Annotated in this window: 21 protein-coding genes, 1 tRNA gene and 3 pseudogenes; 11 read left to right on the forward strand and 14 right to left on the reverse strand. The window is 72.1% G+C overall.

From position 1 onward, the window contains the following. Window positions 1-300 precede the first annotated feature (300 nt). Window positions 301-849: pseudogene (locus ACH4KB_RS29140) on the forward strand (methyltransferase); the annotation flags it as partial. Between the two features lie 77 nt (window positions 850-926). On the opposite strand, the gene ACH4KB_RS29145 reads toward ACH4KB_RS29140, so the two are convergent. Then, window positions 927-1,799 (reverse strand): hypothetical protein, encoded by an 873-nt coding sequence (locus ACH4KB_RS29145; protein WP_398068836.1) that lies wholly within the window; start codon window positions 1,797-1,799, stop codon window positions 927-929. A gap of 102 nt (window positions 1,800-1,901) precedes the next feature. On the opposite strand from ACH4KB_RS29145, the gene ACH4KB_RS29150 reads away from it, so the two are divergent. Next, window positions 1,902-2,399 carry a hypothetical protein gene (locus ACH4KB_RS29150; protein ID WP_398068837.1) on the forward strand — a complete coding sequence of 166 codons (498 nt, stop codon included), beginning with the start codon at window positions 1,902-1,904 and terminating at the stop codon, window positions 2,397-2,399. A gap of 24 nt (window positions 2,400-2,423) precedes the next feature. On the opposite strand, the gene ACH4KB_RS29155 is transcribed toward ACH4KB_RS29150, so the two are convergent. Next, a complete protein-coding gene (locus ACH4KB_RS29155; protein WP_398068838.1) occupies window positions 2,424-3,170 on the reverse strand; it encodes a pentapeptide repeat-containing protein in 747 nt (248 codons plus the stop codon). 101 nt (window positions 3,171-3,271) lie between these two features. Here ACH4KB_RS29155 and ACH4KB_RS29160 point away from each other — a divergent pair, with 101 nt between their 5' ends. Beyond that, window positions 3,272-4,462 carry an NAD(P)-binding protein gene (locus tag ACH4KB_RS29160; RefSeq protein ID WP_398068839.1) on the forward strand — a complete coding sequence of 397 codons (1,191 nt, stop codon included), beginning with the start codon at window positions 3,272-3,274 and terminating at the stop codon, window positions 4,460-4,462. A 193-nt stretch (window positions 4,463-4,655) separates the two neighbouring features. Continuing rightward, the gene (locus tag ACH4KB_RS29165; protein WP_398068840.1) at window positions 4,656-5,657 is read left to right on the forward strand and encodes a zinc-binding dehydrogenase; all 1,002 of its coding nucleotides are present in this window, start codon (window positions 4,656-4,658) and stop codon (window positions 5,655-5,657) included. Between the two features lie 66 nt (window positions 5,658-5,723). On the opposite strand, the gene ACH4KB_RS29170 is transcribed toward ACH4KB_RS29165, so the two are convergent. Next, a complete protein-coding gene (locus ACH4KB_RS29170; RefSeq protein WP_398068841.1) occupies window positions 5,724-6,215 on the reverse strand; it encodes a GNAT family N-acetyltransferase in 492 nt (163 codons plus the stop codon). A gap of 167 nt (window positions 6,216-6,382) precedes the next feature. After that, window positions 6,383-7,296: pseudogene (locus tag ACH4KB_RS29175) on the reverse strand (aminoglycoside phosphotransferase family protein). A gap of 120 nt (window positions 7,297-7,416) precedes the next feature. On the opposite strand from ACH4KB_RS29175, the gene ACH4KB_RS29180 reads away from it, so the two are divergent. After that, a complete protein-coding gene (locus ACH4KB_RS29180; RefSeq protein WP_398068842.1) occupies window positions 7,417-8,817 on the forward strand; it encodes an NAD(P)/FAD-dependent oxidoreductase in 1,401 nt (466 codons plus the stop codon). Between the two features lie 48 nt (window positions 8,818-8,865). On the opposite strand, the gene ACH4KB_RS29185 is transcribed toward ACH4KB_RS29180, so the two are convergent. Beyond that, the gene (locus ACH4KB_RS29185) at window positions 8,866-9,312 is read right to left on the reverse strand and encodes a MarR family winged helix-turn-helix transcriptional regulator (RefSeq protein ID WP_398068958.1); all 447 of its coding nucleotides are present in this window, start codon (window positions 9,310-9,312) and stop codon (window positions 8,866-8,868) included. 212 nt (window positions 9,313-9,524) lie between these two features. On the opposite strand from ACH4KB_RS29185, the gene ACH4KB_RS29190 reads away from it, so the two are divergent. Then, window positions 9,525-10,994: an MFS transporter gene (locus tag ACH4KB_RS29190; protein ID WP_398068843.1), complete on the forward strand. Its 1,470-nt coding sequence runs from the start codon at window positions 9,525-9,527 to the stop codon at window positions 10,992-10,994. 191 nt (window positions 10,995-11,185) lie between these two features. Here ACH4KB_RS29190 and ACH4KB_RS29195 read toward each other — a convergent pair whose 3' ends face one another. The 9 genes from ACH4KB_RS29195 to ACH4KB_RS29235 form a co-directional block, all read right to left on the reverse strand. Further along, on the reverse strand, window positions 11,186-12,856 hold the full coding sequence (locus ACH4KB_RS29195; RefSeq protein WP_398068844.1) for an FAD-dependent oxidoreductase: 1,671 nt from the start codon (window positions 12,854-12,856) through the stop codon (window positions 11,186-11,188). A gap of 9 nt (window positions 12,857-12,865) precedes the next feature. Beyond that, a complete protein-coding gene (locus ACH4KB_RS29200) occupies window positions 12,866-13,780 on the reverse strand; it encodes a diiron oxygenase (protein WP_398068845.1) in 915 nt (304 codons plus the stop codon). Between the two features lie 338 nt (window positions 13,781-14,118). Then, the gene (locus tag ACH4KB_RS29205; protein WP_398068846.1) at window positions 14,119-15,063 is read right to left on the reverse strand and encodes a cytochrome P450; all 945 of its coding nucleotides are present in this window, start codon (window positions 15,061-15,063) and stop codon (window positions 14,119-14,121) included. A 130-nt stretch (window positions 15,064-15,193) separates the two neighbouring features. Further along, complete coding sequence (locus ACH4KB_RS29210; RefSeq protein ID WP_398068847.1) at window positions 15,194-15,985, reverse strand: ABC transporter permease; 792 nt, start codon at window positions 15,983-15,985, stop codon at window positions 15,194-15,196. Then, a complete protein-coding gene (locus ACH4KB_RS29215; RefSeq protein ID WP_398068848.1) occupies window positions 15,982-16,977 on the reverse strand; it encodes an ATP-binding cassette domain-containing protein in 996 nt (331 codons plus the stop codon). Before ACH4KB_RS29215 ends, ACH4KB_RS29210 begins: the two co-directional genes overlap by 4 nt. A 214-nt stretch (window positions 16,978-17,191) precedes the next feature. Continuing rightward, entirely contained in the window at window positions 17,192-18,082 is an 891-nt protein-coding gene (locus ACH4KB_RS29220; RefSeq protein WP_398068849.1) for a DUF4097 family beta strand repeat-containing protein, read from the reverse strand. A 201-nt stretch (window positions 18,083-18,283) separates the two neighbouring features. Next, the gene (locus ACH4KB_RS29225; RefSeq protein WP_398068850.1) at window positions 18,284-18,814 is read right to left on the reverse strand and encodes a toxin-antitoxin system HicB family antitoxin; all 531 of its coding nucleotides are present in this window, start codon (window positions 18,812-18,814) and stop codon (window positions 18,284-18,286) included. A 302-nt stretch (window positions 18,815-19,116) separates the two neighbouring features. Next, window positions 19,117-20,142: a helix-turn-helix domain-containing protein gene (locus tag ACH4KB_RS29230; protein ID WP_398068959.1), complete on the reverse strand. Its 1,026-nt coding sequence runs from the start codon at window positions 20,140-20,142 to the stop codon at window positions 19,117-19,119. Window positions 20,143-20,282: 140 nt separating this feature from the next. After that, window positions 20,283-20,355: transfer RNA gene (locus ACH4KB_RS29235), tRNA-Thr, on the reverse strand. 202 nt (window positions 20,356-20,557) lie between these two features. Here ACH4KB_RS29235 and ACH4KB_RS29240 point away from each other — a divergent pair. The 5 genes and pseudogenes from ACH4KB_RS29240 to ACH4KB_RS29260 form a co-directional block, all read left to right on the forward strand. Next, window positions 20,558-20,746: pseudogene (locus ACH4KB_RS29240) on the forward strand (helix-turn-helix domain-containing protein); the annotation flags it as partial. Window positions 20,747-20,874: 128 nt separating this feature from the next. Beyond that, window positions 20,875-21,435 carry a hypothetical protein gene (locus ACH4KB_RS29245; protein ID WP_398068971.1) on the forward strand — a complete coding sequence of 187 codons (561 nt, stop codon included), beginning with the start codon at window positions 20,875-20,877 and terminating at the stop codon, window positions 21,433-21,435. Window positions 21,436-21,711: 276 nt separating this feature from the next. Continuing rightward, window positions 21,712-22,848, forward strand: coding sequence for an ABC transporter ATP-binding protein (locus ACH4KB_RS29250; protein ID WP_398068851.1), 1,137 nt, complete (start codon window positions 21,712-21,714; stop codon window positions 22,846-22,848). A gap of 250 nt (window positions 22,849-23,098) precedes the next feature. Continuing rightward, window positions 23,099-23,512, forward strand: coding sequence for a hypothetical protein (locus ACH4KB_RS29255; protein WP_398068852.1), 414 nt, complete (start codon window positions 23,099-23,101; stop codon window positions 23,510-23,512). A 75-nt stretch (window positions 23,513-23,587) separates the two neighbouring features. Continuing rightward, complete coding sequence (locus ACH4KB_RS29260) at window positions 23,588-24,304, forward strand: NDP-sugar synthase (RefSeq protein WP_397925040.1); 717 nt, start codon at window positions 23,588-23,590, stop codon at window positions 24,302-24,304. Window positions 24,305-24,406 lie beyond the last annotated feature (102 nt).

Genomic DNA, 24,406 nt, shown 5'->3' on the forward strand with positions numbered 1-24,406 from the left:
ACGAAGCCCACGTGATCCGGGTGACCCGGGCGACCCGCGTGACCCGCGTGATCAGGGTGGTCCGCGTGATCGCCGGACGCCAGCGCGGCACAGCGGGACCGGGTGACTCCGGAACTTTCGTCCAAGACAGACGCGCAGGAGTCGGCAACGGTAGGGGCATGCGCAGAAATCACGTGGGTCCCGCGCCTCGGGAGCACGATTCCGAGCACGGCTGGGAGGTCGCCCCCTTCCTCGGCAGCACGGCACTCGACGGGGTCCGGATGGCCGGCTTCCGTGACCGCGCCTCCGTCGGGCTGGAACGCCTTCGACTTCGGCCGGTTCACCACGGTCACGGACGTCGGCGGAGGCGACGGGACCCTCCTGGCCGGTGTGCTGGCCGCCCACCCCGGACTCACCGGTGCCGTCCTCGACACGGCGGAGGGCCTGGCCGGAGCGCCGGACACGATGGCGCGGCACGGGATGGGAGACCGGTGCTCCCTGATCGCCGGAGACTTCTTCCACTCGGTGCCCGGGGGCTCGGATCTCTACCTGCTGAAAAGCGTCCTGCACGACTGGACGGACGACCAGGCGGTCACGATCCTGAGCCACTGCCGTCAGGTGCTGCCGTCAGGCGGCCTCGTCCTGATCGTGGAACCCGTGCTCCCCGACGCGGTCGACGTCCGGGCCGACGTCACCGACGGCGGGGTCACCTACCTCAGCGACCTCAACATGCTGGTGAATCTGGGCGGCCGGGAGCGCACCCGCGATGACTTCGCGGAGGTGTGCCGCCGCGCGGGCCTGGCCCTCACGACGGTCACCCCGCTCGCGGAGGCCGCGCCGTTCGCCGTCATCGAGGCCGTGGCCGACTGACCTGCGCCGAACGGCCCCGGACACGGGACGTTGTTGAAGTGCGCGCGGAGACAGGACCTCCGGGACGAACCCGGCGATCAGATCTCCGCGAGCACCGCGTCGACGGTCCTCGCCGTGACGGCGCGTTCGAACCACACATCGAGCACGGCGAGGTCCTTGCAGGCGGTGATCCGCTGCCGTGCTTCATCCGGCACCGTGACACCGCGCACCGCGAAAATCCGCAGAATGTCCTCGGCCCGGCCTTCGACGCGGCCTTCGTCGCGGAAGCTCTCGGCGACGAAGCCGCGGAAGTGACTGAGACCAGTGCCCATCAGGTTCCTCCAGATCTCACGGGCCGGGGTGGCTCCCAGGCCCGCCTCGGTGAATTCGGCGAAAACCGCCGCGGCATCGGCGTCCGTGGCCCGGAGCGCCTCGGCAAGAGCTTCCAGTATGGCAGCGATGTCGTGATCGTTACTATGCGTGATCGCCGAGAAGACGGCCATCGGGATGTCGTCGGCCGCCCTGCCGGCGTCCGTGACCATGGGTACATTGTGCGGTCCGAGCACCAGGGGGTGAGCGACCAGGCTGGGGTGCTTGTCCAGGCCGACACGGATCGGCTCGGCTGCCCACTCCGCCGTCCCCTTGTCCCGGCAGACGACCAGGAGCACGCACGGGTAGCGGAACTTCGCGTAGAGGTGGGCGAGGTAGTACGCCCAGCTACTGCGCTTGTCCGGGTCCTTCTTGCCCTGCGCCTCGATCGCCAGCAACAGGGAGCCCCCGTCGGCCACATCAATGCGCAGCAGCGTGTCCACGTGCCGTTCGAGCGGTCTGATCTCCGTGAGATCGGTGTCCATGAGCGACACCGCGACAGGTTCCGGAAAGGGAATGCCCAAGGTGCGGAAGGCACTCGCGAATAAGCCCGGATTCTCCTGGAAGATCCTATGATGAGCCTCATGAGGCGAACTGACCATATGCCGGAGACTAAGAACTGGTCGACATATGCGTTCGGCATATCCATCCCGCTTCACTCGATCGTGTCGGTCCGCCCCGGACGGGCATGACACCATCGATCCGTGCTCGACATCGGCTACTCCCTCTCCCGCCGCTTCCCCGACCCCCCGCAGACCGACTACCGCCGCGCGGACGTCCGCGCGCTGCGGCACGATCTGTTCTCCGGCGACGTCTACCTCGCGGACACCAAGGCGGACCGCGAGGTGTCCACAGCCTGGGGATGGGTGCCGGTGCTGGACTTCGCGTGGGCGCTGTGCGACATCGTCGAGCAGATCGACCAGGATCCGCGCGGCAACCGCTCGCACCGGCAGCAGTACGCGGAGCTGGACTTCACCGAGTCATCGGACCGGATGATGTTCGAGCGGCGCTTCGGCTGGGTCGACGTCGAGGCGGACTGGATGCCCGGCGACGAGCCCCCGCTCACCTTCAGCCACTCCCTCCTGCGCCGCGAGGCCCGCGACTTCCTGCACGACCTGATCGCCGACCTGGCCGACCTGCACGAGGGCCTCGCCGACAACCCCGTGATCTGGGACCTCCAGGCCCGCTTCCCCCGCCTGTGAGGCCCGCGTTGCCGCCCGAGGGCCTCAGGCCTCCACCCGCACCCCGATCTGCGCCGCGAACGCCGGAGCCAGCTCCATCAGCTGCGACGGGCTGATCACCGCGCCCGCCAGCCGGTCCACACCCCGCGCGATGTCCAGCTCGGCCACCGCGCGCAGGTCCACCGACTCCATCCGGACCCCGCTGAAGTCCGCCCGCTTCAGCACGCAGTCCCGGAACTCGACGCGGACCAGGTGCGCGTCCCCGAAGTCCGGCTCGGAGAGCACGCAGCCCTCGAAGACGACGTCCTTGAGCCGGGCCCTGCGCAGATTCAGGTAGTCGATCTTGCCGCCGCGCACCACCACCCGCTCCAGCACCGCACCGTGCAGCTGCACCCCGCCCAGGCGGGCGTCCACCACCTCCACGTCCCGCAGCGACGCCTCCGCGAGATCGGTGCCCACACCCCGTACGCCCGTCAGCACCGCGTCGATGAAGCGGGCCCGCGCCAGCTCCGCTCGGTCCAGGGTGCAGCCGTCCAGGGCGCAGTCCATGAACCGGGCGCCCCGGCCCGACGCGTCCGTCAGGTCCACCCCGTCGAACCGCACCCCGTCGTAGTCCCCGTCCGGCTCCAGGCCCTCGCCGTCATAGGGAACGAGCGGTGGCAGCCGCACCTCCGGACGTCGCGCCGCCGCGATGGTGTCCTTCTTGCCCTTGACCGCCCTGGCCGCCCTCGCCCCCCTGGTCGCCCCGGTCGTTCTGGTCGTTCTGGTCGTCCTGCCCTCGCTCGCTGCCATGCCCCCATCGTGACGCACCCCACTGACACCCCCCGGCGACCGTGTCACGAGCCGCCGCCCGCGATCCGTCGCATCATCAAAGACGCGAAGGAGATCCAGCCATGGAACACATCCACGTCATCGGCGGCGGCCTCGCCGGCCTCACCGCCGCCATCACCGCGGCCGAGTCCGGTGCGCGCGTCACCCTGCACGAGGGCCACCGGACCCTCGGCGGCCGGGCCAGGACCGCGGACGGGCCGTACCGCGCCAACGAGGGCCCGCACGCCCTGTACCGGCGCGGGCCGCACTGGACCTGGCTTGCCCGGCACGGTCTTCTCGGCGCCGTCGTCTCCGTACCGCCCCTCGAAGGCCTCCGCTTCCGTTTCCGCCGCGCGGGAGCCGCCCGCCGGACCCCGCCCGTGGCCCTGCTGCGGCTCGCCCGCCGGGCCCCCCGCACCGCCCCGGTCGACGTCGCCTTCCTGGAGTGGGCCGCCGGGCAGGTCGGCGAGGAGGGCGCCAGGGCCGCCTCGAACTTCGCCGCCACCGCGCTGTTCCACCACGACCCGGGTTCGCTCTCCGCCCGGTTCGTCCAGGAGCGCCTGCGCCGCCTGGCCTCGTTCCCGCCCGAGGCCCACTACCCGGCCGGCGGCTGGGCTCCGCTCGTCGAGCGGCTGGCCGGCCACGCCCGGGGCCTCGGGGTCGGCATCGAGACCGCCGCCCGCGTCGATGCCCGGACCCTCGGCGAGCTGGCCCGTACCGGGCCGGTCGTCGTCGCCACCTCCCTCGACTCCGCCCGTGGCCTCCTCGACGACGCGTCCCTCACCTGGGAGAGCGGCCGCACCGTCCTGCTGGACCTGGCGGTGCGCACCCGGCGCGGTGACGCGTTCGTCGTGTCGGACCTGGACGCGCCCGGCTGGCTGGAGCGGTTCACCGCCCAGGATCCCGGCCTCGCCCCGGTCGGCGAACAGCTGCTCCAGGGCCAGTTCCCGATCGGCCCCGACGCGCGCAGGGCGGAAGGGACCGCGCGGGCCGAGGAACTCCTCGACCTCGGCTTCCCCGGCTGGCGGGAGCGCACCACCTGGCGCGTCGAGGCCCTCGCCGACGGCCGCACCGGGGCCGTCGACCGCCCGGGCACCACCTGGCGGGACCGGCCCTCCGTCGTCCGGGGCGACGGGATCTTCCTGGCGGGCGACCAGGTCGCCGCCCCCGGACTCCTCAGCGAGGTCTCCTTCACCAGCGGCATCGAAGCCGCCCTGCTCGCCGTGAAGGCCGCCGGACAGCGCTCCAGGACGGGAGCCCAGGGCCGGAGTTGACCCCAAGCGGACTTGAGGTACGAGGGTGGGGACACAGCCCGCAGCGGGCTCGGTTCACGATCGTCACGGCCGACAACCGTCACCGTCCACAACCGTCACCGTCCACAACCGTCACGGCCCACAACCGTCACGGCCAACAGCCGGCACAGCCCGCGACGGGTACAGCCCGCAGCGCGATCCCAGGGAGCCCGCCATGCACGCCGTACGCCTTCACGCCTTCGGCCCCGCCGAGAACCTCGTGTACGAGAGCACCGAGGACCCCGCCCCCGGCCCCGGCCAGGTCCGTATCGCCGTGGCCGCGGCCGGGGTGCACCTCCTGGACACCGCGCTGCGGGAAGGGGAGCGCGGCCCCTACCCGGCGCCCGTCGCCCTCCCCACCGTCCCCGGCCGCGAGGTCGCCGGAACCGTCGAGACGGTGGGCGAAGGCGTCGACGCCGACTGGCTCGGCAAGCGCGTCGTCGCCCACATCGGCATGGCGCCCGGCGGGTACGCCGAACTCACCGTCACCGAGGCCGACCGGCTCCACGAGATCCCCGAGGGGCTCGACGCCGCCGGGGCCGTCGCCATGATCGGCACCGGCCGCACCGCGCTCGGCATCCTCGGGTCCACCCCGCTCGGCCCGGACTCGGTGGTCGTCGTCACCGCGGCGGCGGGCGGGATCGGCATCCTCGTCGTCCAGTACGCGAGGAACGCGGGAGCCACCGTGATCGCGCTGGCCGGCGGCCCGGCGAAGGTGGCCCGGGCGACGGCCGAAGGCGCCGGCCTCGCCCTCGACTACACCCGCCCCGACTGGCCCCGCCGGGCCCGCGAGCACCTCGAAGCGGCGGGACTGCGGGCGACCGTCGTCTACGACTCCGTCGGCGGGACCACCGCCCGCGCCGCCGTGGACCTCCTCGGCCCCGGCGGGCGGCACGTGGTCTACGGCTGGTCGGGCGAGGGGCTCCACGACGGAGGGCCGCTCACCTTCACCGACGAGGAGCTGGCCGCACGCGGCATCACGTCCGGGTCCGTCCTCGGGCCCGGGATGATCGAGCGGGGCGGCGGTCTGCGCGCCCTGGAGACCCGTGCCCTCGCCGAGGCCGCCGCCGGCCGGCTGCGGCCCGCCGTGCAGCGCTTCCCGCTCGCCGAGGCCGCCGCCGCGCACCGCGCGCTGGAGACCCGGGGCACGATGGGCAAAGTGGTGCTGGAGCCGTAGTCAGGCCCCGCGACCGCCCGACCCCAGCCGGGCTCAGGCCCCGCGACCGCCCGACCCCAGCCGGGCTCAGGCCCCGCGACCGCCCGACCCCAGCCGGGCCAGGGCCCCGTCCGTCAGCCGGTACACCGTCCACTCGTCCTGCGGGCGCGCGCCGAGCGACTCATAGAACGCGATGGACGGGGCGTTCCAGTCGAGGACGGACCACTCCAGCCGCTGGTAGCCGCGCTCCACGCAGATCCGCGCCAGCTCCGTCAGCAGCGCCCTGCCGTGGCCGCCGCCGCGCCGGTCGGGACGGACATACAGGTCCTCCAGGTAGATGCCGTGCACTCCGCGCCAGGTGGAGAAGTTCAGGAACCACAGGGCGAAGCCGATCGCCTCGCCACCGTCGTCGTCGGCCGTCGCCACGTGCGCGTAGGCGGCGGGCCGGTCGCCGAACAGCGCCTCGCGCAGCTGCTCCTGGGTGACGACGACTTCGTCGAGGGCCTTCTCGTACGCGGCGAGATCTCGCACCAGGGCGTGCAGGACGGGGACGTCTTCAGGTGTGGCGGTACGAATCATGGGCGCAGCGTAAGCAACCCGCGGCCCGGGCCACACCCTGGTTTCGCGGCCTCCGGCCCCGCCCCGCCCCGGCCCCGCTCGTGCCCCCCGCCCCGGCCCCGCTCGTGCCCCCCGCCCCGGCTCCGCTCCTGCCCCCGCCCCCGACCGGCACGCGGGAGGCGGGCCCCTCACCGCCCCAGCAGCCGCCGCGCGATCTCCGCGTGGTCGGGGGCGATCCGGCCCGCCCCGCTCGCCGCCGCCCACAGCCCGTTCTGGAGCACCCGCCCCAGCGTCCAGGCCCGCGCCCGCTCCCGGTCCCGCTCCAGACCCAGCGCCTCCGTCAGCGCGTCGAACCGCCACACCACCTCGTCGGCGTCGAAGAGGTTGTGCAACGCCGGGAACAGCTCGAACCCCGGGTCTCCCGCGAGCGGCTTCGGGTCGAGCGCCACCCACTCCCCGGACCGCCCCGCGTCCGCGCGCCCGGCCAGGACGTTGCCGTAGTGCAGGTCCCAGTGCAGCAGCCGGCCCCCGGCTCCCCCGCGACCTCCCGCACCGCCGCCGCGCACTCCGCGACGAGCCGCCGGTCCTCGGCGTCGGCCAGCAGGCCCACCCGCTCCGGGACCGCCGCGAGCATCCGCTCCACGGCCCCGCCCAACGTGCGCAGCCCCTCCGGCGCGGGCACCGCCACCAGCCGGGCCAGCACCGCGCCGAGCACCGTCACCGCATTCCGCACGTCGGCCTCGCCGGACAACGGCCGCCGCTCGTCGAGCCGTTCCAGCAGCATCGCACCGGTCTCCGGGTCATGGCCGAGCAGCTCCACCGCCCCGGCCCCCGCGTCGGCCCACGCCCGCAGCGCGACCGGTTCGCCCGCCGTCTCCTCGTCCACCGACTGGAGTTTCAGCGCGGCGGGCCGCCCGTCGGCCTCCCGCACCACCGGCAGGACCAGGGCGCACATCCCGTACATCGACGGGCCGTCCGGCCGCAGCCCCCACCGCTCCAGGCACCGCTCGGCGAGGCCGGGCAGGGCGGCGACGAAGGCCCGGCCGGCCGCTCCGTTGAACCGCGACTGGGTGGCGATCAGTTCGTCGGGAATGTCGATCACCCCACCGATCCTAGGGACCCGCGTCGACCGGGCCCTGACGGAACAGCCCCGCGCGCAGTAACGTCCCGCCACACGTACGCTCTCCATCTCACCGGACCGGACAGGGACACCAGGGGCATCATGAGCACCGTCAGTACCGTCGTCGGCGGCATATCGTTCTGGTACGCGCAGGACGGCACCCCCGCCCCGCGCGAACCCCTCCCCGGCGACACGAGCGTCGACGTCTGCATCGTCGGAGGCGGCTACACCGGGCTCTGGACGGCGTACTACCTCAAGAAGGCCGTCCCCTTCCTCAACATCACCGTCCTGGAAGCCAAGTTCTGCGGCTACGGGGCCTCCGGCCGTAACGGCGGCTGGCTGTACAACGGCATCGCGGGCCGGGACCGGTACGCCAAGCTGCACGGCCACGACGCCGCCGTACGGCTCCAGAAGGCGATGAACGACACCGTCGGCGAGGTCGTCAGGACCGCCGCGGAAGAGAAGATCGACGCCGACATCCATCAGGGCGGCGTCCTGGAAGTGGCCCACACCCCCTCCCAGCTCGCCCGGCTCAAGGACTTCCACAGCGTCGAGATCGCCTTCGGAGAGAGCGACCGGGTCCTGCGCGGCGCCCGCGAGACCGCCGAGCGCGTCCATGTGACGGGGGCCGTCGGCTCGACCTGGACCCCGCACGGCGCCCGGCTGCACCCGGCCAAGCTGGTCAAGGGCCTCGCGGACGCGGTGGAGGCGCTCGGCGTGACCATCCACGAGTCGACGCCGGTCACCGAGATCAAGCCCAAGCACGCCGTGACGCCCTACGGCACGGTCCGCGCCCCGTACGTCCTGCGGTGCACCGAGGGCTTCACCGCGAGCCTCAAGGGGCAGAAGCGCACCTGGCTCCCGATGAACTCCTCCATGATCGTCACCGAGCCGCTGCCCGCCCGGATCTGGGACACGATCGGGTGGGAGGGCCGCGAGACCCTCGGCGACCTGGCCCACGCCTACTTCTACGCCCAGCGCACCGCCGACGACCGCATCGCGCTCGGCGGCCGCGGCTACCCGTACCGCTTCGGCTCGGCCACCGACAACGACGGCCGCACCCGGCCCGAGACGGTCGCGGCCCTGCGCGAGCTGATGGTCCGGCTCTTCCCCACCACGGCGGGCGTCCACGTCGACCACGCCTGGTCCGGCGTCCTCGGCGTCCCGCGCGACTGGTGCGCCACGGTCACCCTGGACCGCTCGACGGGCCTGGGCTGGGCGGGCGGTTACGTCGGCTCCGGCGTCGCCACCGCCAACCTCGCCGCCCGCACCCTGCGCGACCTGATCCAGCAGGACTCCGGGCAGGCGGGCCCGACGGAGCTGACCACCCTGCCGTGGGTGAACCACAAGGTACGCCGCTGGGAGCCGGAGCCCTTCCGCTGGCTCGGCGTCCACGGCATGTACGCGGCCTACCGCGCGGCCGACCGCCGCGAGAGCACCTCGCCCCGCCCCGGCACGGACCCCGTCGCCAGGGTGGCCGACCGCATCGCGGGCCGCCACTGAGCCACCGGGCCCGGGCCCGGGCCCGGGGCCGGGCCCGGGGCCGCTCGCTCAGTCGCGCGGCCAGGGCCGTCCGTCGAGACGCTCGATGGAGAGGTTCAGACGGCTGAGGGAGTCGGCGAGCTGCTGGGCCTCCTCGGGGGTCCAGTCCGTGAGGACCTTCGCGAGGCCCGCCATGTTCCTCGCCCGGTCGCTCTCCAGGCGGCGTCCGCCCTCCTCGGTGATCGCGAACTTGCGGGCGATGCCACCGTCGGGGTCCGGGATGCGCTCGACGACCCCGGCCCGCAGCATCGCGGCGGTCTGCCGGTTGAGCGTGGAGGCGTCCAGACGGAAGGCGTCGCCGAGCTGGCCGATGGACATGGGCCCCTCCACCTGGATCCGGCTGAGCAGGATGTAGGCGGACCGGTCGAGCTGCCAGTCCACGCGTGGGGTGACCATGTGCATGTACCGGCCGAGCAGCATCGTCTCGCGTTCGATCCGGTCGATGGGCTTGTCCACGCGCGCTGCTTCCTTCGTCGAACCAGGTCTCTCACGATAGATGTGCATGATGCACATGCTATGCATAATGCACAATCAATGTATCTTGCATAGTCGAACGCCGAGAGCGCCGCCCGAGAGCGCGTACGCGAGAGCGAACGACCCGAACGACCGATCCGAACGAACGACTCGAACGAACGACCGGCCCGGAAGGGCAAGAGGGAGCAGTACCCGTGGAGAGTTCACCCCCCGCAGCCCGCCCGGGAGGCGTGGTCGGCATCCTGGCCTTCGCCGGCATCGTGGCGGCGCTCACCCAGACCCTGGTGGTGCCGCTGATCGCGGAGCTGCCGAAGATGTTCGACACCTCCGCGTCGAACGCCTCCTGGGTGATCACCGCCACCCTGCTGGCCGCCGCCGTGGCCACGCCCGTCGCCGGCCGGCTCGGCGACATGTACGGCAAGCGGCGCATGCTGCTCGTCTCGCTCGTCCCGCTGATCCTCGGCTCGGTGGTCTGCGCCCTGTCCTCGTCGGTGGTCCCGATGATCGCCGGGCGCGGGCTCCAGGGCCTGGGCATGGGCGTGGTCCCGCTCGGCATCAGCCTGCTGCGTGATGTGGTGCCGGCCGAGAAGCTCGGCCCGTCCATCGCGATCATGAGCGCCTCGATGGGCGTGGGCGGCGCGCTGGGCCTGCCGTTCGCCGCCGCCATCGCGGAGAACACCAGCTGGCGGGTGCTGTTCTGGGTGGTCGCCGTGCTGGCCCTCGCGGTCGGCGCGCTGATCCTGGCCCTGGTCCCCGGGGACCGCCCGGCCACCAGATCCACCAGCTTCGACCTGCTCGGGGCCGTCGGCCTCGGCACCGCCCTGATCTGTCTGCTGCTCGCCGTCTCCAAGGGCTCCGACTGGGGCTGGGGCAGCGCCACCACGCTCGCCCTCTTCGCCGCCGTGCTGGTGCTGCTGCCCGCCTGGGGCTGGTGGGAACTGCGCCTCAGCGAACCGCTGGTCGACCTGCGCGTCACCGCCCGCCCCCAGGTCCTGATGACGAACACGGCCTCGATCCTGGTCGGCTTCGCGATGTACGCGCAGTCCCTCGTCGTGCCCCAGCTGCTCCAGCTGCCCGAGGCCACCGGCTACGGCCTGGGCCAGTCGATGCTGGCGATGGGCCTGTGGATGGCCCCGGCGGGCCTGATGATGATGGCGATGTCCCCGGTCGGCGCGAAGCTGTCCGCCGCCAAGGGCCCGAAGGTCACCCTGGCCGTCGGCAGCCTCCTCATCGCCGCCGGCTACGGCCTGTCCGTACCACTGATCGGCGCGGACTCCCCGTGGAGCCTGCTGATCGTCACCCTCGTCTGCAACTCGGGCGTCGGCTTCGCGTACGGCGCGATGCCCGCGCTCATCATGAGTGCGGTGCCCCAGTCCGAGACCGCGTCGGCGAACAGCTTCAACGCCCTGATGCGCTCGATCGGCACGTCCTTCGCGGCGGCGGTGATCGGCGTGGTCCTGGCGCAGATGACCACGGACTTCGGCGGCTTCCCGCTGGCCTCCCAGAACGGCTTCCGCGTCGCGATGCTCATCGGCTGCGGTGTGGGCCTCGCGGCGGCGGTCGTCGCCGCTCTCATCCCCGTACGCCCGGCGACCGCACCCATGCGGCCGGCCGCCGCGAGCGGCCCCGCGGGGGTGCCGGAGGCCTCGGAGTCCAAGGTCTGACCGTCGCCCGTACGGAGTGCGGCCCGTGGCCCGACGGCTCAACCGCCGGACCACGGGCCGCACTACGGGCCGGACCACGGGCCGCACTACGGGCCGGACTTCGCCCGGTGACCCGGCACCCCGGTCACGACGCGGGGTCAGCGCGTCAGCAAGTGGCGCGTCAGCAAGCGGCGGGCCAACGGGTCAACGGGTCAACGGGTCAGCCTCAGCAGCCGCCCCGCTCTCGCCGTCGCGACCAGCTCCTCGACGGTGGCGAGCTTCACCCGGGGCCGCCCGTCGCGCCGCCCCCGGTCCCGTTCGGCACGGTCGATCGCGGCCAGGCCCCGGGCGTCCACCACCCGGCGGTTACGCCGTCGGGTCAGGCGCCGGAACGCCTTGGCGTCGCCCGTCGGGGCGGGCAGCGTCCCGACGACCGCGTCGGCCAGGAGTGTGCCGACCGTCTCGGCCGCGCAGGTGCGGTTCGCCCCGATCCCGCCGGAGGGCCCTCGCTTGATCCAGCCGACCACATAGGCGCCGGGCAGCCCCGCGACCCGGCCGCCCTCGTGCGGGACGGTGCCCGAGGCCTCGTCGAACGGCAGCCCGGGGACCGGCAACCCCCGGTATCCAATGGCCCGCAGCAGCATTCCGGCGGCCAGATCCACCACACCCTCGCCGCCGCCGTCGGTGACCCGCACGGAACGCGCGCCCGCCTCACCCAGGACCTCCACCGGCTCGGAGTGGAAGCGGAGCACGATGCGCCGGTCCGCCCCTCGACCTCGCCCGGGGGACGCGGCGGCCGTCCGCGCCCGGGCGAGCCCCCGGAGCAGCCCGGCCCGGTCGCCCGCACCGGCCACGTCGATCGCCGCCGCCGTACGCGGATCGTGGTCGTCCACCACCAGCTCCACGCCCGGCAGATGCTTCAACGCGAGGAGTTCGGAGCGGGTGTACGCCGCGTCCCCGGGCCCCCGCCGCCCCAGCACCACCACCTCGCGGACCCGGCTCGCCCGCAGCGCCTCCAGCGCGTGGGCGGCGATGTCCGTGCCCGCGAGCGCCTCCGGGTCGGCGACCAGGATCCGGGCGACGTCGAGGGCGACGTTGCCGTTGCCCACCACGACGACCCGCTCGGCGGACAGGTCGACGCCCTGCGCGACGGCCTCCGGGTGGGCGTTGTACCAGGCGACGAACGCGGTCGCCGACAGGCATCCGGGCCCTTCCTCGCCGGGGATGCCGAGCCGCCGGTCCGTTGAGGCGCCGACCGCGTAGATCACCGCGTCGTGGTGGGCGGCCAGCTCCTCCGCCGTGACCTCCCGGCCCACCTCGACGCCCAGGTGCATCCGGACCCGGGGGTGGGAGTGGAAACGGGAGAAGGCGTCGCCCACCTTCTTCGTCGCGGGGTGGTCGGGGGCCACGCCGTACCGGACGAGCCCACCGGCCACCGGCAGCCGGTCGATCAGGGTCACCTCGGCGGCGGTGTGCAGCAGCAGGTCCTGCGCCGCGTACATCCCGGCGGGCCCGGTGCCGACGACGGCCACCCGCAGCGGCCCGAAGTCGGACGGCAGGCTGCGCCCGAAGACCGGCTCGCCCCAGACGTGGAAGTTCGGCCCGTCGACCTCTGCGGCGGCCGGCTCCCCGCCCTCGTAATAGGCGGCGTTGATGTCCGCGTACTCCCGCTGCGCGGCGGACAGCGAGTCCACCGGGAAGATCGCGTCCACCGGGCAGGCGTCCGCGCAGGCCCCGCAGTCGATGCACGCCCGCGGGTCGATGTGGAGCATCTCCGTACTGCCGAAGGCGCGTTCCTCGGGCGTCGGGTGGATGCAGTTGACCGGGCAGACGGCCACGCAGGTGGCGTCGTTGCAACAGGTCTGGGTGATGGCGTAGGTCATGACCCCGGCTCAGATCAGGTTCGCGCGCTTGTAGAACGCGAGGGCGGGCTTGGTGAGAAGGCGGGCGGAGGCCAGGAAGTCCATCAGCCCCGAACAACTGGACCGCATCATGGACTTGTGGTGCTCGTTGCCCTTGGCGGCGGCCAGCGCACGCCGCTTGTCCAGCCCGGCCTGCCGGTAGACCTCCGGGTTCACCATGCTGGTCACGATGAAGTACGAGGCGACGGCGACGACGAACGCGTTGAGCTGCCGGCGCGCCCACCCGGCACCCGCCAGGCGCTTGAGGGTCTCGTCCCGGGCGAACTTCATGTGCCGGGACTCCTCCACCACATGGATGTTGTTGATCGTGCGGACGAACGGCACGACCCGCTCGTCGCGCATCCAGTCCCGCTGCATCACGTCGAGCACTTCCTCGGCGACCAGGATCGCCGCGTACGCCGCCTCGCCGAACGCCAGCGTCTTGAAGGCCCTGCCCAGCTCCATCACCGCACGGCGGGGCCGGTAGTGGGGCGCCCCGAGCTTCTGCGCACCGCGCGCGAACATGATCGAGTGGCGGCACTCCTCGGCTATCTCGGTGAGCGCCCACTGGAACTCCGCGCCCGCCGGGTTCTTCATGTAGATGTCGCGCAGCACCATCTGCTGGAGGATCATCTCGAACCAGATCCCGGTGCTGGCGACCGAGGCCGCCTCCTGCCGGGTGAGCTCCTTGCGCTGCCCCTCGGACAACTCGCCCCAGTACGCCGTCCCGTAGAGACTGCACCACTCCGGGCTCGCGCCGTGGAACTCCTTGTCCAGCGGCGTCTCCCAGTCCACCTCGGTGGCCGGGTCGTACGCCAGCTGCGCGGCCGAGTCGAGCAGCCGCCGCGCGACGTCGTCGCCCTCCGGGCTCTCCTGGACCTTCGACGGAACGGTGCTGCCGGCCATGCTGCGGCTCCTTGGGTCGAGTGCGGTGATCCTCGATCGTGGTGAGGTGCGTACGTCGGCCGACCGGCGCGTACGGAGTCGGCTCGCGCTGTACGGAGTCGGCTCGCGCTGTACGGGGTCGGGGTCGTGCTGGGTGCCCTGTACTGCACGGGGTCGGTCGTGCTGTGTGCCGTTCGGGATCACCGGGCCGGGGGCGGCGGCCCGCGCCGGGCCGGACACCGGCCGGCCCGGGATCCTTGTTAGACGCAAGGTATAACAAGGATCCCGGGCCGCCTACCCCCCGGTAGAAATCGGTACGGACACTCACCGTCTCTCCACGCCCCAAGGGCAGTTCGGCGCTATTCCTCCCCCCAGGCGACCGGCAGGGAGACCACTCCGTAGATGCTGGAGCGTTCACGCAGCGGCACTTCCCCCGGCGGGACCGCGAGGCGCAGGGAGGGAAAGCGGGCGAAGAGCGCCGGAAGCGCGACGGTCATATCGACCCGGGCGAGCTGTTGACCGAGGCACTGATGGGGGCCGTGACCGAAGGAGAGATGCCCGGTGGCCCGGCGACGGATGTCGAGCCGGCCGGGCCCAGGGGCCGCGAGGTCGCTGAGCAGGTCGTCGGTGGGCTCGGCCCGCTTGCCAAGGACGAGTTCACCGACGTACCGGAGCAGCCCCGCGTAAGCCTCGTCCCTGGCCCCGGCGTCGGCCACCTGGTCGAAGATGACCTCGACCAGCCCCAGAAAGCGCCCCCGGTCGGCGTAGGGCACGCCGAGCAGCTCGCAGATCACCAGCGTGGGCACGGGCCGGGCGAAGGCCTCCACCAGGTCGGCCGTCGGCCCGGCCTGCTCCATGGCATCCAGGCAGTCGGCGGTGAACCGCTCGACACGGCCGGTCAGTTGACGCATCCGGCGCACGGTGAACCGGCCGGCGAGCAGCCTGCGGTAGCGGGTGTGCTCCGGGGCGTCCAGGCCGATGATGTCCCCGACGGGCGCCGGCGGCAGCTCCCCCGGCGCGCCCTCCATCGCCAGCGGGAGGTGCAGGAGCTCGTAGCGGGAGCTGAAGCGCGGATCGGCCAGCACCGCGCGGGCCGCGGCGTGCCCGGTGACCAGCCGGCCCACGTGCCCGTCGGCGTAGCGGAGGCGGACCGGCCGGTCGCTCAGCGCGATGAGCGCGGCGGGCGGATCGAAGGGGCAGCCGGTGTGCCGGTCGGCAGGCAGGGCGGGCGGATCGTCGGCGGTCGCGGAGTCGGTGGGCACGGAGTCGGTGGGCACGGAGTCGGTGGCCGGGTCGTACGCCATCAGGTTCTCTCCAGGTCGTCGGATCGAGACATCGGATCGAGACATCGGATCGAGACACTTGAGCTATCGAGACGCCGGAGCCGAAGTCATCGGGGCCACGCCACCGGGGCCACGACACCTGGGCGGGAACTCACCGGGGGTCCTGGGCGAACTTCGAGGTCGCCCAGAAGTAGCCGAGCACCACGAGCCCGAGACTCCAGCCCACGGCCAGCCAGCCGTTGTGGCCGATCTCGCTGCCGAGCAGCAGACCGCGCAAGGTCTCGATGGCCGGGGTGAAGGGCTGGTACTCGGCGATCGGCCGGAACCAGCCCGGCATCGTCTCCACCGGGATGAAGGCGCTGGACAGCATCGGGAGCAGCACCATCGGCAGGGCGTTGTTGCTGGCGGCCTCGGCGTTCGGACTGATGAGCCCCATGCCGACCGCGACCCAGGTGAGGGCGGCGGAGAAGAGCACGAGCAGCCCGAAAGCGGCCAGCCACTCCACGAGCGTGGCGTCCGTGGAGCGGAAGCCGATGGCCACGGCGACCGCGCCGACCAGGACCACGCTCAGCACGCTCTGGAGCACGCTGCCGACGACGTGCCCGGTGATCACCGAACCGCGGTGGATCGCCATGGTGCGGAAGCGGGCGATGACGCCCTCGGACATGTCGGTGGAGACGGACACGGCGGTCCCGACCACGGTGGCTCCGACGGTCAGCAGCAGGATGCCCGGGACGATGTAGGCGATGTACGCGGCACGGCCGCCCCCTCCGCCGCCGATGCCCGCGCTCATCACGTCGCCGAAGATGTAGACGAAAAGCAGCAGGAGCATGACAGGCGTGAGGAGCAGGTTCAGGGTGAGGGAGGGGTAGCGCCGGGCGTGCAGGAGGTTGCGGCGCAGCATGGTGTTGGTGTCGCGGACGGCGAGGGCGAGGGTGCTCATCGGAGGTTCTCCTTCGGCTGGTTGTCCCGGGCGGGCACGCCGGAGCCGGTGAGGGCGAAGAACACGTCGTCGAGGTCGGGCGTGTGCACGGTCAGTTCGTCGGCCTCGACACCGGCCGAGTCCAGCCAGTCGAGGATGGAGCGCAGTTCGCGCTGGGTGCCGTCGCTGGGGATCTGGAGCGACAGGGACTCGTCGTCGCGGGTGACTTCGCGCAGCGCGGAGGCGGCGGACCGGTAGGCGTCCGGGTCGGTGAAGCGGAGCTTGACGTGGCCGCCGGGGACGATCCGCTTGAGCTCATCGGCACTGCCCTCGGCGGCGATCCTCCCGTCGTTGAGGACGGCGATGCGGTCGGCCAGCTCGTCGGCTTCTTCGAGGTACTGGGTGGTGAGGAAGACGGTGACGCCACCGGAGACCAGCTCGCGGATGATCCCCCACATGGTGTGGCGGGAGCGCGGGTCGAGGCCGGTGGTCGGTTCGTCGAGGAAGATGATTTGCGGGGAACCGACCAGGGTCATCGCGATGTCGAGGCGCCGCTTCATACCGCCGGAGTAGCCCGCGGCGGGCTTCCTCGCCGCCTCCATCAGGTCGAAACGCTCCAGGAGTTCGGCGGCAACCCGCCGCCCCTCACGCCGGGGCAGGTGGTGGAGGTCGGCCATGAGGAGCATGTTCTCCTCGCCGGTGATCAGCCCGTCGACGGCGGAGAACTGGCCGGTGACGCCGATCGCGGCGCGGATGGCCTGGGCGTCGGTGGCGAGGTCGTGTCCGCCGACGCGGATCTCGCCGGAGCCGGCGCCGGGGGAGATGAGGGTGGAGAGAATCTTGACGGCGGTGGTCTTGCCGGCGCCGTTGGGGCCGAGCAGTGCGAAGACCGTGCCGGCCGGGACGGCCAGGTCGATGCCGTCCAGGACGGCCTTGTCGCCGTAGGACTTGCGCAGTCCGGTGGCGGTGATCGCCTGGGCTGCGAGCGGCGCGGAGGCCCGGGTGACAGTCATGCTGGTTCCCTTCGTGCTGGTGCCCTTGCGTGAGCGGCGAGTCGGGCGTGGACGGAACGGGGGGCGAGCTCGGCGGGGGCCGGCCGCAGCGCAGTCGGGAGCGGCGGCCCCAGCCACGACGGAGTCGGGCGCGACGCACTCGGGCACGGCGGCCTCGGACACGACCGTCTCGGACACAGCGGCCTCGGGCACAGCGGCCTCGGGCACAACGCACTCAGGCACGGCGGACGATGATGTCGCCGGCCCCGCTCCGGGCGTGCACCTCGACGGTCTCGTCGGAGTCCTCGGGCCCGGCGGCGGCGCCGAGCGAGTTGCGTACGGTGCCGAACTTGGGGTTCAGGTCGAGCCAGGCGGCGGTGCCCTCGTGGATGCCCACTTCGAGGTCGCCGACGGAGGTGCGCAGGGCGATGCGGCCGCGGGTCACGTCGCCGACGCGGATGCGCCCGTTGGAGGAGGTCGCGTCGACCCCGGCCCGTGCGACGCCGATCTCGATGCGCCCGTTGGCGGACTTGGCGACGACGTCGCTGTGCGCGACGCCCACGGAGATGTCGCCGTTGGCCGCGTTGACCTTGAGGACACCGCCGACCTCGTCGATCCCGGTCGCGCCGTTGCCGTTCTTGACGACCGCCGCCCCGGCGACGGCGCCGACCTCGACCCGGCCCGAGCCGATGACCTCGGCGTCCCCGGTGGAGCGGACCAGGCGGATGTCGCCGTGGTCGGTCCTGAGCTCGACGCGGGCCGCCTCCTCCACCTGGAGGTCGCCGAGCGAGGTCCTGAGCCGCACCTCGCCGAGCGGCCCCTCGCCGAAGAAGCCGCCCAGTGCGGAGGTGCCGCGCACATCGGACCCCGCGGGCAGTTCGATGCTCACCACGACGGCGCCCGGCTTGCCGAACAGGGAGCGCTTCTTGGGGGTTCTGACGGTGAGACGGCCACCCGAGCAGGAGACCTGGGTCTGCTGCACGGCGCGTACGTCGTCCTCGTCGGACCCGCTGCCCGGCAGCACCTCGACAACCGTGTCGGTGCGCTTGCCGGCGGTGATGCGGGCGGTGCCGGCGTCCAGCTCGATGACGGCGGAGATCGGCTCGGGGGTATCGAAAGAAGGCATGGCTGTCCCGTCCTCTTGGCTCGGTGAGTGCTGAATGATCAGTGACGTCGGCCGGATCGGCGATCCGCCGGTGAAAGGGCGCCGCCTACGAAGAGGCGGCCCAGCGGACCCAGCGCAGGCCCAGCAGACCCAGCGGGCCCAGCAGGCCTAGCGGGCCCAACAGGCCCGGCAGACCCAGCAGGCCCGGCAGACCCAGCAGGCCTAGCGGACCCAGCCGGTGAAGCCGCGACCGCCCGAGTCCCTGCCCCGGCCCGTCGCGCTCGCGCGCCCCCCGCCGTCGAGGGACACGGACACCGCCCGCACGAGCCAGGCGTTGACCGACAGCCCCTCCGCCGCAGCGGCGCTCTCGGCGCGGCCCTTGAGGTGGGCGGGGAGACGGAGGTTGATCCGCACCATGGTGCCGTCGTCGGCCTCCCCGGCCGAAGGAGCCACCACCGAGGGAGCCACGACCGCCTCCCGCTCCTCCCGCACCGGCTCCGGCTCGGGCACCGGCGGCGGCGTCACCACGAACTCGGGATCGAGCCCGCGCAGCCGTACGTCGACCGAACCGGGGGCCAGCTCCCGGGTGACGTCACCCATGGCCGCGGAGAGCACGTTGAGCAGGGTCAGCCGGACGGCGGACTCCAGAGGAGCACTGAGCCGTTCGGCCAGGGCGCGGGCTTCGTCACCGCTGGCATCCGCGGCGACGGCGAGTTCCCGCCGGAGATTGTCGACGTAGGGGGTGAGGTCCATGACGCCATCATGGCACACGAATGGCACCACGTCGAGCCACCCTGGCTCACCCCACCTAAAGAAGCCCCTGACCTGCAACATCACAACCAGAGAAGTCGAGGCGACACCACAGAGGCAACCAAGACACCCCAAGATGGCACCACAACAACACCACTTGGCACCACCTGGCATCACACGGCGCCACCTGGTGCCTACGCATCCCCTTCAGCTGCCTGCTCCGCCGCACACAGCACGCCCACCACCGACCACCCCGCCCCTCACACCGCGCGGTGGCCCTCCCGGGCGACACCGCACCCGCCCGCTCAGCGCGGCGCGTCCACGATCTCCTCGCCCGCCCCGGACCGGGCGGCCCGCAGGACGGACGCGCCGGTAGGGGTGAGGGTGTGCAGAACGGCGGAGCCGATGCGGGCCGTCGTGATGAGCCCCGCGTCACGCAGCACGGTGGCATGCCTGCTGGCGGCGGACGCCGAGACCCCGGCGGCACGGGCGATCTCCCCCGTGGTGGCACCGCCCGCCGCCGCCCGCAGCGCCCCCGCCCGGGCCCGCCCGAGCAGATGGGCCAGCGAACGCTCCGGGTCCTCCTCCCGCAGAGGACGGGCCGGCGGCTCATGCAGCAGCGAATACCAGAGCACCGGCGGCAGCCCCGGATCGGCGAACGCGACCGGCTCACCCCAGTTGAAGTACGAGGGGACCAGAGTGAGCCCACGACCGTTCAGATGGAGATCCCGGTCCCGCGTCTGCCGGGGATACGCGACCTCCAGCACGGGCGCACGCCAGCGCAGCATCGGCCCGAGCCCGGCGAGCATCCCCTCCACTCCACCGTGCAGAAGACCACGGCCACGCACCGCCCGCTCGGCCTCGATGCGAGCCTGGATACGTTCCTGCTGGGGCACGACGGCGGCGGCGTAGTACGCGCGCAGTACCCCGACGAACTCCTGACGCGCTCCGCGCTCGGCCAGTCGCCCGGCCCATTCGGGCGCCCCGATGAGCCGGTCGAAGAGGGTGATCTCCTCCTCGACCCGCCGCGCGGGAGTGGCCAGGAGCGCCTCAAGACCCGCTTCCAGCCCGTCCACCCCGGTGGACGGCGTGAGGAAGTCCGGGAAGTACGCGGCCCGGGGATACAGAGGCAGCAGCACGCTCCGCAAGGCCCGTTCCAGGCCCTTCTCCCGCAGATCCCGCCGCGCCGTCCGATACCACCCGGCATGCGCCCAGCGGCCTCGGCTGGACTGCAGCCGGTGCAGGCTCGCGGCGATCTCGAAGAGGGGGTCGGGCGCGGGGGCCATCCGGGTCCTGGCCAGATCCACGTCGCTGAAGTGGATGCGGAGCATGTGGTCCCCCATGAGTTCGGCTCCTTGCGAGCCTGGGGAAACGCGATAAAGGTCCGATAAACAAGGACTCAACGGGCATGCGCCACCCGGAAACGGAAGAAGCCCGGGTCAGAAGTACATCTGACCCGGGCTCCACGCTGAGCCGCCTGTCGGAATCGAACCGACGACCGTTCCATTACAAGTGGAGAGCTCTTCCAACTGAGCTAAGGCGGCAAGGACGCGCGCCAGAAGCGCGCACCAAGACGCCACAACTCTACACAGCCCCGCTCCCCCACGGACAGGCATATCGGACGGCCGTAACCTCCCACTCACCTGTTCGTTGAACGCACTGACGTGCCATCCGACTATCGGACAGGCGGAGGGGCCGTGGTCGAGGCCGCAGGGGAGGACGGACGGCTCCGCGTCACCGGCGTGGATGCGCAGCGCATCAAACGCGAGGCGCTGGGCGTTCCCGACCGGATCAAGCATCAGCAGCGGGTGGCCGTGCCGATGCAGCGGCGGACGCCGGAGGCGGACACCGGAGGCGGACACCCGCCAGCGTGTCTACCGGTACCGCTGCTACCCCTCCCCCACCCAGGCCGAGCAGCTGATCAAGACCTTCGGCGCCTGCCGCTGGGCCTACAACGAGGGCCTCGCCCTGCGGGACAAGGCCTGGCGCGAGCACCGGGTGGCGCTCGGGTTCGCCGAGTCCTGCCGGGCTCTCACGGGCTGGCGGAACGCCGAGGGGACGCAATGGCTGCAGGAGGTGCCCTCGACGGTCCTCCAGCAGGCGCTCCGCATCTCGACGCCGCGTTCGGGCGGTTCTTCAAGGGCTCGGGGAGACAGCCGAAGCGTAAGAAGAAGGGCCGTTCCCGTGACTCCGCGACCTACGTCCGTACGGGCTTCCGCTGGGTGGAGGACCCGGAGCGGCCGGGTACGGGGCTGATCGCGTTGGCCAAGCAGTCCGGGCCGCTGCGTGTCCGGTGGTCCCGGCCGCTTCCGGCGGGGGTGCGGCCGGTGAAGCTGACCGTGAGCCGTGACCGGGCGGGGCGCTTCTTCGTCTCCGTGCTGGTGGAGGAGCGGATGGAGCCGCTGCCGCCGGTGTTTCTGCGGGATGGCGGTGCGCCGAAAGCGGTCGGTCTGGACCTCGGGCTGGCGGCTCTGGTCACGCTGGACGACGGGGATCAAGTCGTCCGAGATGCCGGACGTGGTGCTGACGGCATAGTCGGCGTGAGGCGCCCGGGGATCTGTTCGGGTGCGGCAGGTGGATACGCAGGAAAGTGTGCAGCCGGACCGACGGGCCGTCGGCCGTGATGCCTGGGGAGTCCGTGTCAGACCGGCGGGGTGTCGCCTTCAGGGTGGCGTCCGGTCGGCGACGGGCGCCGAAGCAGGAAGCTCCTCTAACACGGGGCGGGTCAAAAGTGCATTGCTCTGGCGTCTTCGGGTCCACGGGCCGCTTTCGTGACCCAAGAGGTACTGACAGAACATATGAACGCCAGGTAGCGTCACGGCAGGTTCGCGTCTGTGGACCAGACCACTCCCTACTCGGATCGTCCGGCACGTTCCTGCCGGTTGAGGAGAAGATTCAGCATGGCCAGTGTCACGTTCGACAAGGCGTCCCGCGTCTACCCCGGCTCCACGAAGCCGGCCGTGGACCAGCTGGAGATCGACATCGCGGACGGTGAGTTCCTCGTCCTCGTCGGTCCCTCCGGTTGTGGCAAGTCGACCTCCCTGCGCATGCTCGCGGGTCTTGAGGACGTCAACGGCGGTGCGATCCGCATCGGTGACCGCGACGTCACGCACCTGCCGCCGAAGGACCGGGACATCGCCATGGTGTTCCAGAACTACGCGCTCTACCCGCACATGTCCGTCGCGGACAACATGGGCTTCGCGCTGAAGATCGCCGGTATCAACAAGACCGAGATCCGGGCGAAGGTCGAAGAGGCCGCCAAGATGCTGGACCTCACCGACTACCTGGACCGCAAGCCGAAGGCGCTCTCCGGTGGTCAGCGTCAGCGTGTGGCGATGGGCCGGGCCATCGTGCGTGAGCCGCAGGTCTTCCTCATGGACGAGCCGCTGTCGAACCTCGACGCCAAGCTCCGTGTCTCCACCCGTACGCAGATCGCCTCGTTGCAGCGCCGTCTCGGCATCACCACGGTGTACGTCACCCACGACCAGGTCGAGGCCCTCACCATGGGCGACCGGGTCGCGGTGCTGAAGGACGGGCTGCTCCAGCAGGTCGACTCGCCGCGCAACATGTACGACCGGCCCGCGAACCTCTTCGTCGCCGGCTTCATCGGCTCCCCCGCGATGAACCTCGTCGAGGTCCCGATCACCGACGGCGGCGTGAAGTTCGGCAACAGCGTCGTCCCGGTCTCCCGTGAGGCGCTCACCGCCGCCGCGGACCGCGGTGACACCACGGTGACGGTCGGTATCCGCCCCGAGCACTTCGACATCGTCGAGCACGGCGGCGCTGCCGCGAAGTCGCTGACCAAGGACTCCTCGGACGCGCCGGCCGGTCTCGCCGTCTCCGTCAACGTGGTCGAGGAGCTCGGCGCCGACGGCTTCGTCTACGGTGGCGCGCAGGTCGCCGGCGAGCACAAGGACCTGGTCGTCCGCGTCGGTGGCCGTGCCGTCCCGGAGAAGGGCACGGAGCTGCACGTCGTCCCGCGCGCGGACGAGCTGCACGTCTTCGCGACCTCCACGGGCGAGCGTCTCACCAACTGACGCCCCGCCCCCCGCCCCACCTGCCGTACGCCCGGCTCCGCACTCCTCGCAAGGGGGTGCGGGGCCGTTTGCGTGGTCCCGGTGGGTTTGGGTTTCGGTGCCGGGCGGCGGCAAATGCCCCGACACACAGGGCATTTCACGGGCATTTCACCCCGGTTCGTCAAGCCCGTATTCGAAAGGGCGCGTCGAACCATCCCCCGCAAGGGTGACGAATTGTCGCCAGGTCATCACTGGCCGCTACGCTCGCTGCGTGACCCACACCGCGCGCCGCATCGGCCGATCCCTCGCTCTCGTCCTGCCCGTCGTCATGGTTCTGTCCGGGACCCTCGCGGTCACCAGTGTCCAGTGGGCGGAGTCGGACAACGACTCCCAGCTGCTGGCCGCCTCGTCGGAGACCGTGTCCAAGCCGGCGAAGCCGCATGCCCCGCAGGACGTCCTGCGCGAGAAGCTGCTCGTGGAGCTGCGGGAGAAGGACCCGGGCGTCGCGCTCACGGGCCTTCAGCGCGCCGTCGAGCAGCGTCCCTCGCTCGCCCGCCACTGCATGTCGATCGCGAAGGCTCTCGGCAAGGCGGCCGTCGAGCAGTACGGTCCGACCCGGGCGCACCGCTTCTCCCGGCCCGTCTGCGACACCTCGTTCGCCTCCGGCGTCGCGCAGTTCAGCTGAGTACTCCCAGTCCGGGGGGGGCGGTCGCGCGGAGCGTCGCCTTCTGTCCGGCGGGCACCGCATATCGTGCCTGCCATGCATACGTATCCGACGCAGGCCGTGATCCTTGCCGGTGGCCAGGGGTCGCGGCTGCGGCCGTACACCGACGACCGCCCCAAGCCGATGGTGGAGATTCCCGGGACCGGGACTCCGATCATCGGCCATCAGCTGTCCTGGCTGGCCGCTGAGGGGGTCACCGATGCCGTGGTCTCCTGTGGGCATCTCGCCGAGGTGCTCCAGGAGTGGCTGGACGCCGCCGTGTTGCCGCTCCGGGTCACCACCGTCGTGGAGACCGAGCCTCTGGGTCGCGGCGGCGGTCTGAAGTACGCGGCCGGGCGGCTGCCCGATCCGGAGCAGCCCTGGTACGCCACGAACGGTGACATCTGGACCCGTTTCTCCCTGCGGGAGATGGCGGCCTTCCACGCGGAGCGTGACGCCACCGCCACCCTGGCTCTCGCCCGGCCCCGGATCCCGTGGGGTGCTGTGGAGACGGACGCGTTCGGGCACATCACCGACTTCATCGAGTCGCCGCCCTCCCCGTATCTGATCAATGCCGGGGTGTATGTGTTCTCGCCGGCGTTCACGAAGCTGCTGCCGGACCGGGGCGACCATGAGCGGACCACGTTTCCGCGTCTCGCCCGCGAGCGTCGGCTGGCCGGGTATCCGTTGCCGAACGGGGCGTACTGGCGGGCCATCGACACGGCGAAGGACCTGACGGAGGCGGCCCGCGAGCTCGGCTCCCACGAGGGCTGACAGCCGTCGCCTCCCCGCCCGGGATCTCGTCTTCACACGGAGGGGCGGCCCCCACCCGGTTCTTCCGCCCGGGTGGGGGCCGCCCCTTTTCCGATGTCGTGC

Origin of the sequence: Streptomyces sp. NPDC017520 (genome assembly GCF_044329855.1) — a bacterium.
In the GTDB taxonomy this organism is placed as follows: domain Bacteria; phylum Actinomycetota; class Actinomycetes; order Streptomycetales; family Streptomycetaceae; genus Streptomyces.

Coding starts and splice junctions, on each gene's coding strand:
- ACH4KB_RS29145 (WP_398068836.1), bottom strand. CDS start 1,799: ATGGTCAGTTCGCCTCATGAGGCTCATCATAGGATCTTCCAGGAGAAT.
- ACH4KB_RS29155 (WP_398068838.1), bottom strand. CDS start 3,170: ATGGCAGCGAGCGAGGGCAGGACGACCAGAACGACCAGAACGACCGGG.
- ACH4KB_RS29160 (WP_398068839.1), top strand. CDS start 3,272: ATGGAACACATCCACGTCATCGGCGGCGGCCTCGCCGGCCTCACCGCC.
- ACH4KB_RS29165 (WP_398068840.1), top strand. CDS start 4,656: ATGCACGCCGTACGCCTTCACGCCTTCGGCCCCGCCGAGAACCTCGTG.
- ACH4KB_RS29170 (WP_398068841.1), bottom strand. CDS start 6,215: ATGATTCGTACCGCCACACCTGAAGACGTCCCCGTCCTGCACGCCCTG.
- ACH4KB_RS29180 (WP_398068842.1), top strand. CDS start 7,417: ATGAGCACCGTCAGTACCGTCGTCGGCGGCATATCGTTCTGGTACGCG.
- ACH4KB_RS29195 (WP_398068844.1), bottom strand. CDS start 12,856: ATGACCTACGCCATCACCCAGACCTGTTGCAACGACGCCACCTGCGTG.
- ACH4KB_RS29200 (WP_398068845.1), bottom strand. CDS start 13,780: ATGGCCGGCAGCACCGTTCCGTCGAAGGTCCAGGAGAGCCCGGAGGGC.
- ACH4KB_RS29205 (WP_398068846.1), bottom strand. CDS start 15,063: ATGGCGTACGACCCGGCCACCGACTCCGTGCCCACCGACTCCGTGCCC.
- ACH4KB_RS29210 (WP_398068847.1), bottom strand. CDS start 15,985: ATGAGCACCCTCGCCCTCGCCGTCCGCGACACCAACACCATGCTGCGC.
- ACH4KB_RS29215 (WP_398068848.1), bottom strand. CDS start 16,977: ATGACTGTCACCCGGGCCTCCGCGCCGCTCGCAGCCCAGGCGATCACC.
- ACH4KB_RS29220 (WP_398068849.1), bottom strand. CDS start 18,082: ATGCCTTCTTTCGATACCCCCGAGCCGATCTCCGCCGTCATCGAGCTG.
- ACH4KB_RS29225 (WP_398068850.1), bottom strand. CDS start 18,814: ATGGACCTCACCCCCTACGTCGACAATCTCCGGCGGGAACTCGCCGTC.
- ACH4KB_RS29230 (WP_398068959.1), bottom strand. CDS start 20,142: ATGCTCCGCATCCACTTCAGCGACGTGGATCTGGCCAGGACCCGGATG.
- ACH4KB_RS29245 (WP_398068971.1), top strand. CDS start 20,875: ATGGCTGCAGGAGGTGCCCTCGACGGTCCTCCAGCAGGCGCTCCGCAT.
- ACH4KB_RS29250 (WP_398068851.1), top strand. CDS start 21,712: ATGGCCAGTGTCACGTTCGACAAGGCGTCCCGCGTCTACCCCGGCTCC.
- ACH4KB_RS29260 (WP_397925040.1), top strand. CDS start 23,588: ATGCATACGTATCCGACGCAGGCCGTGATCCTTGCCGGTGGCCAGGGG.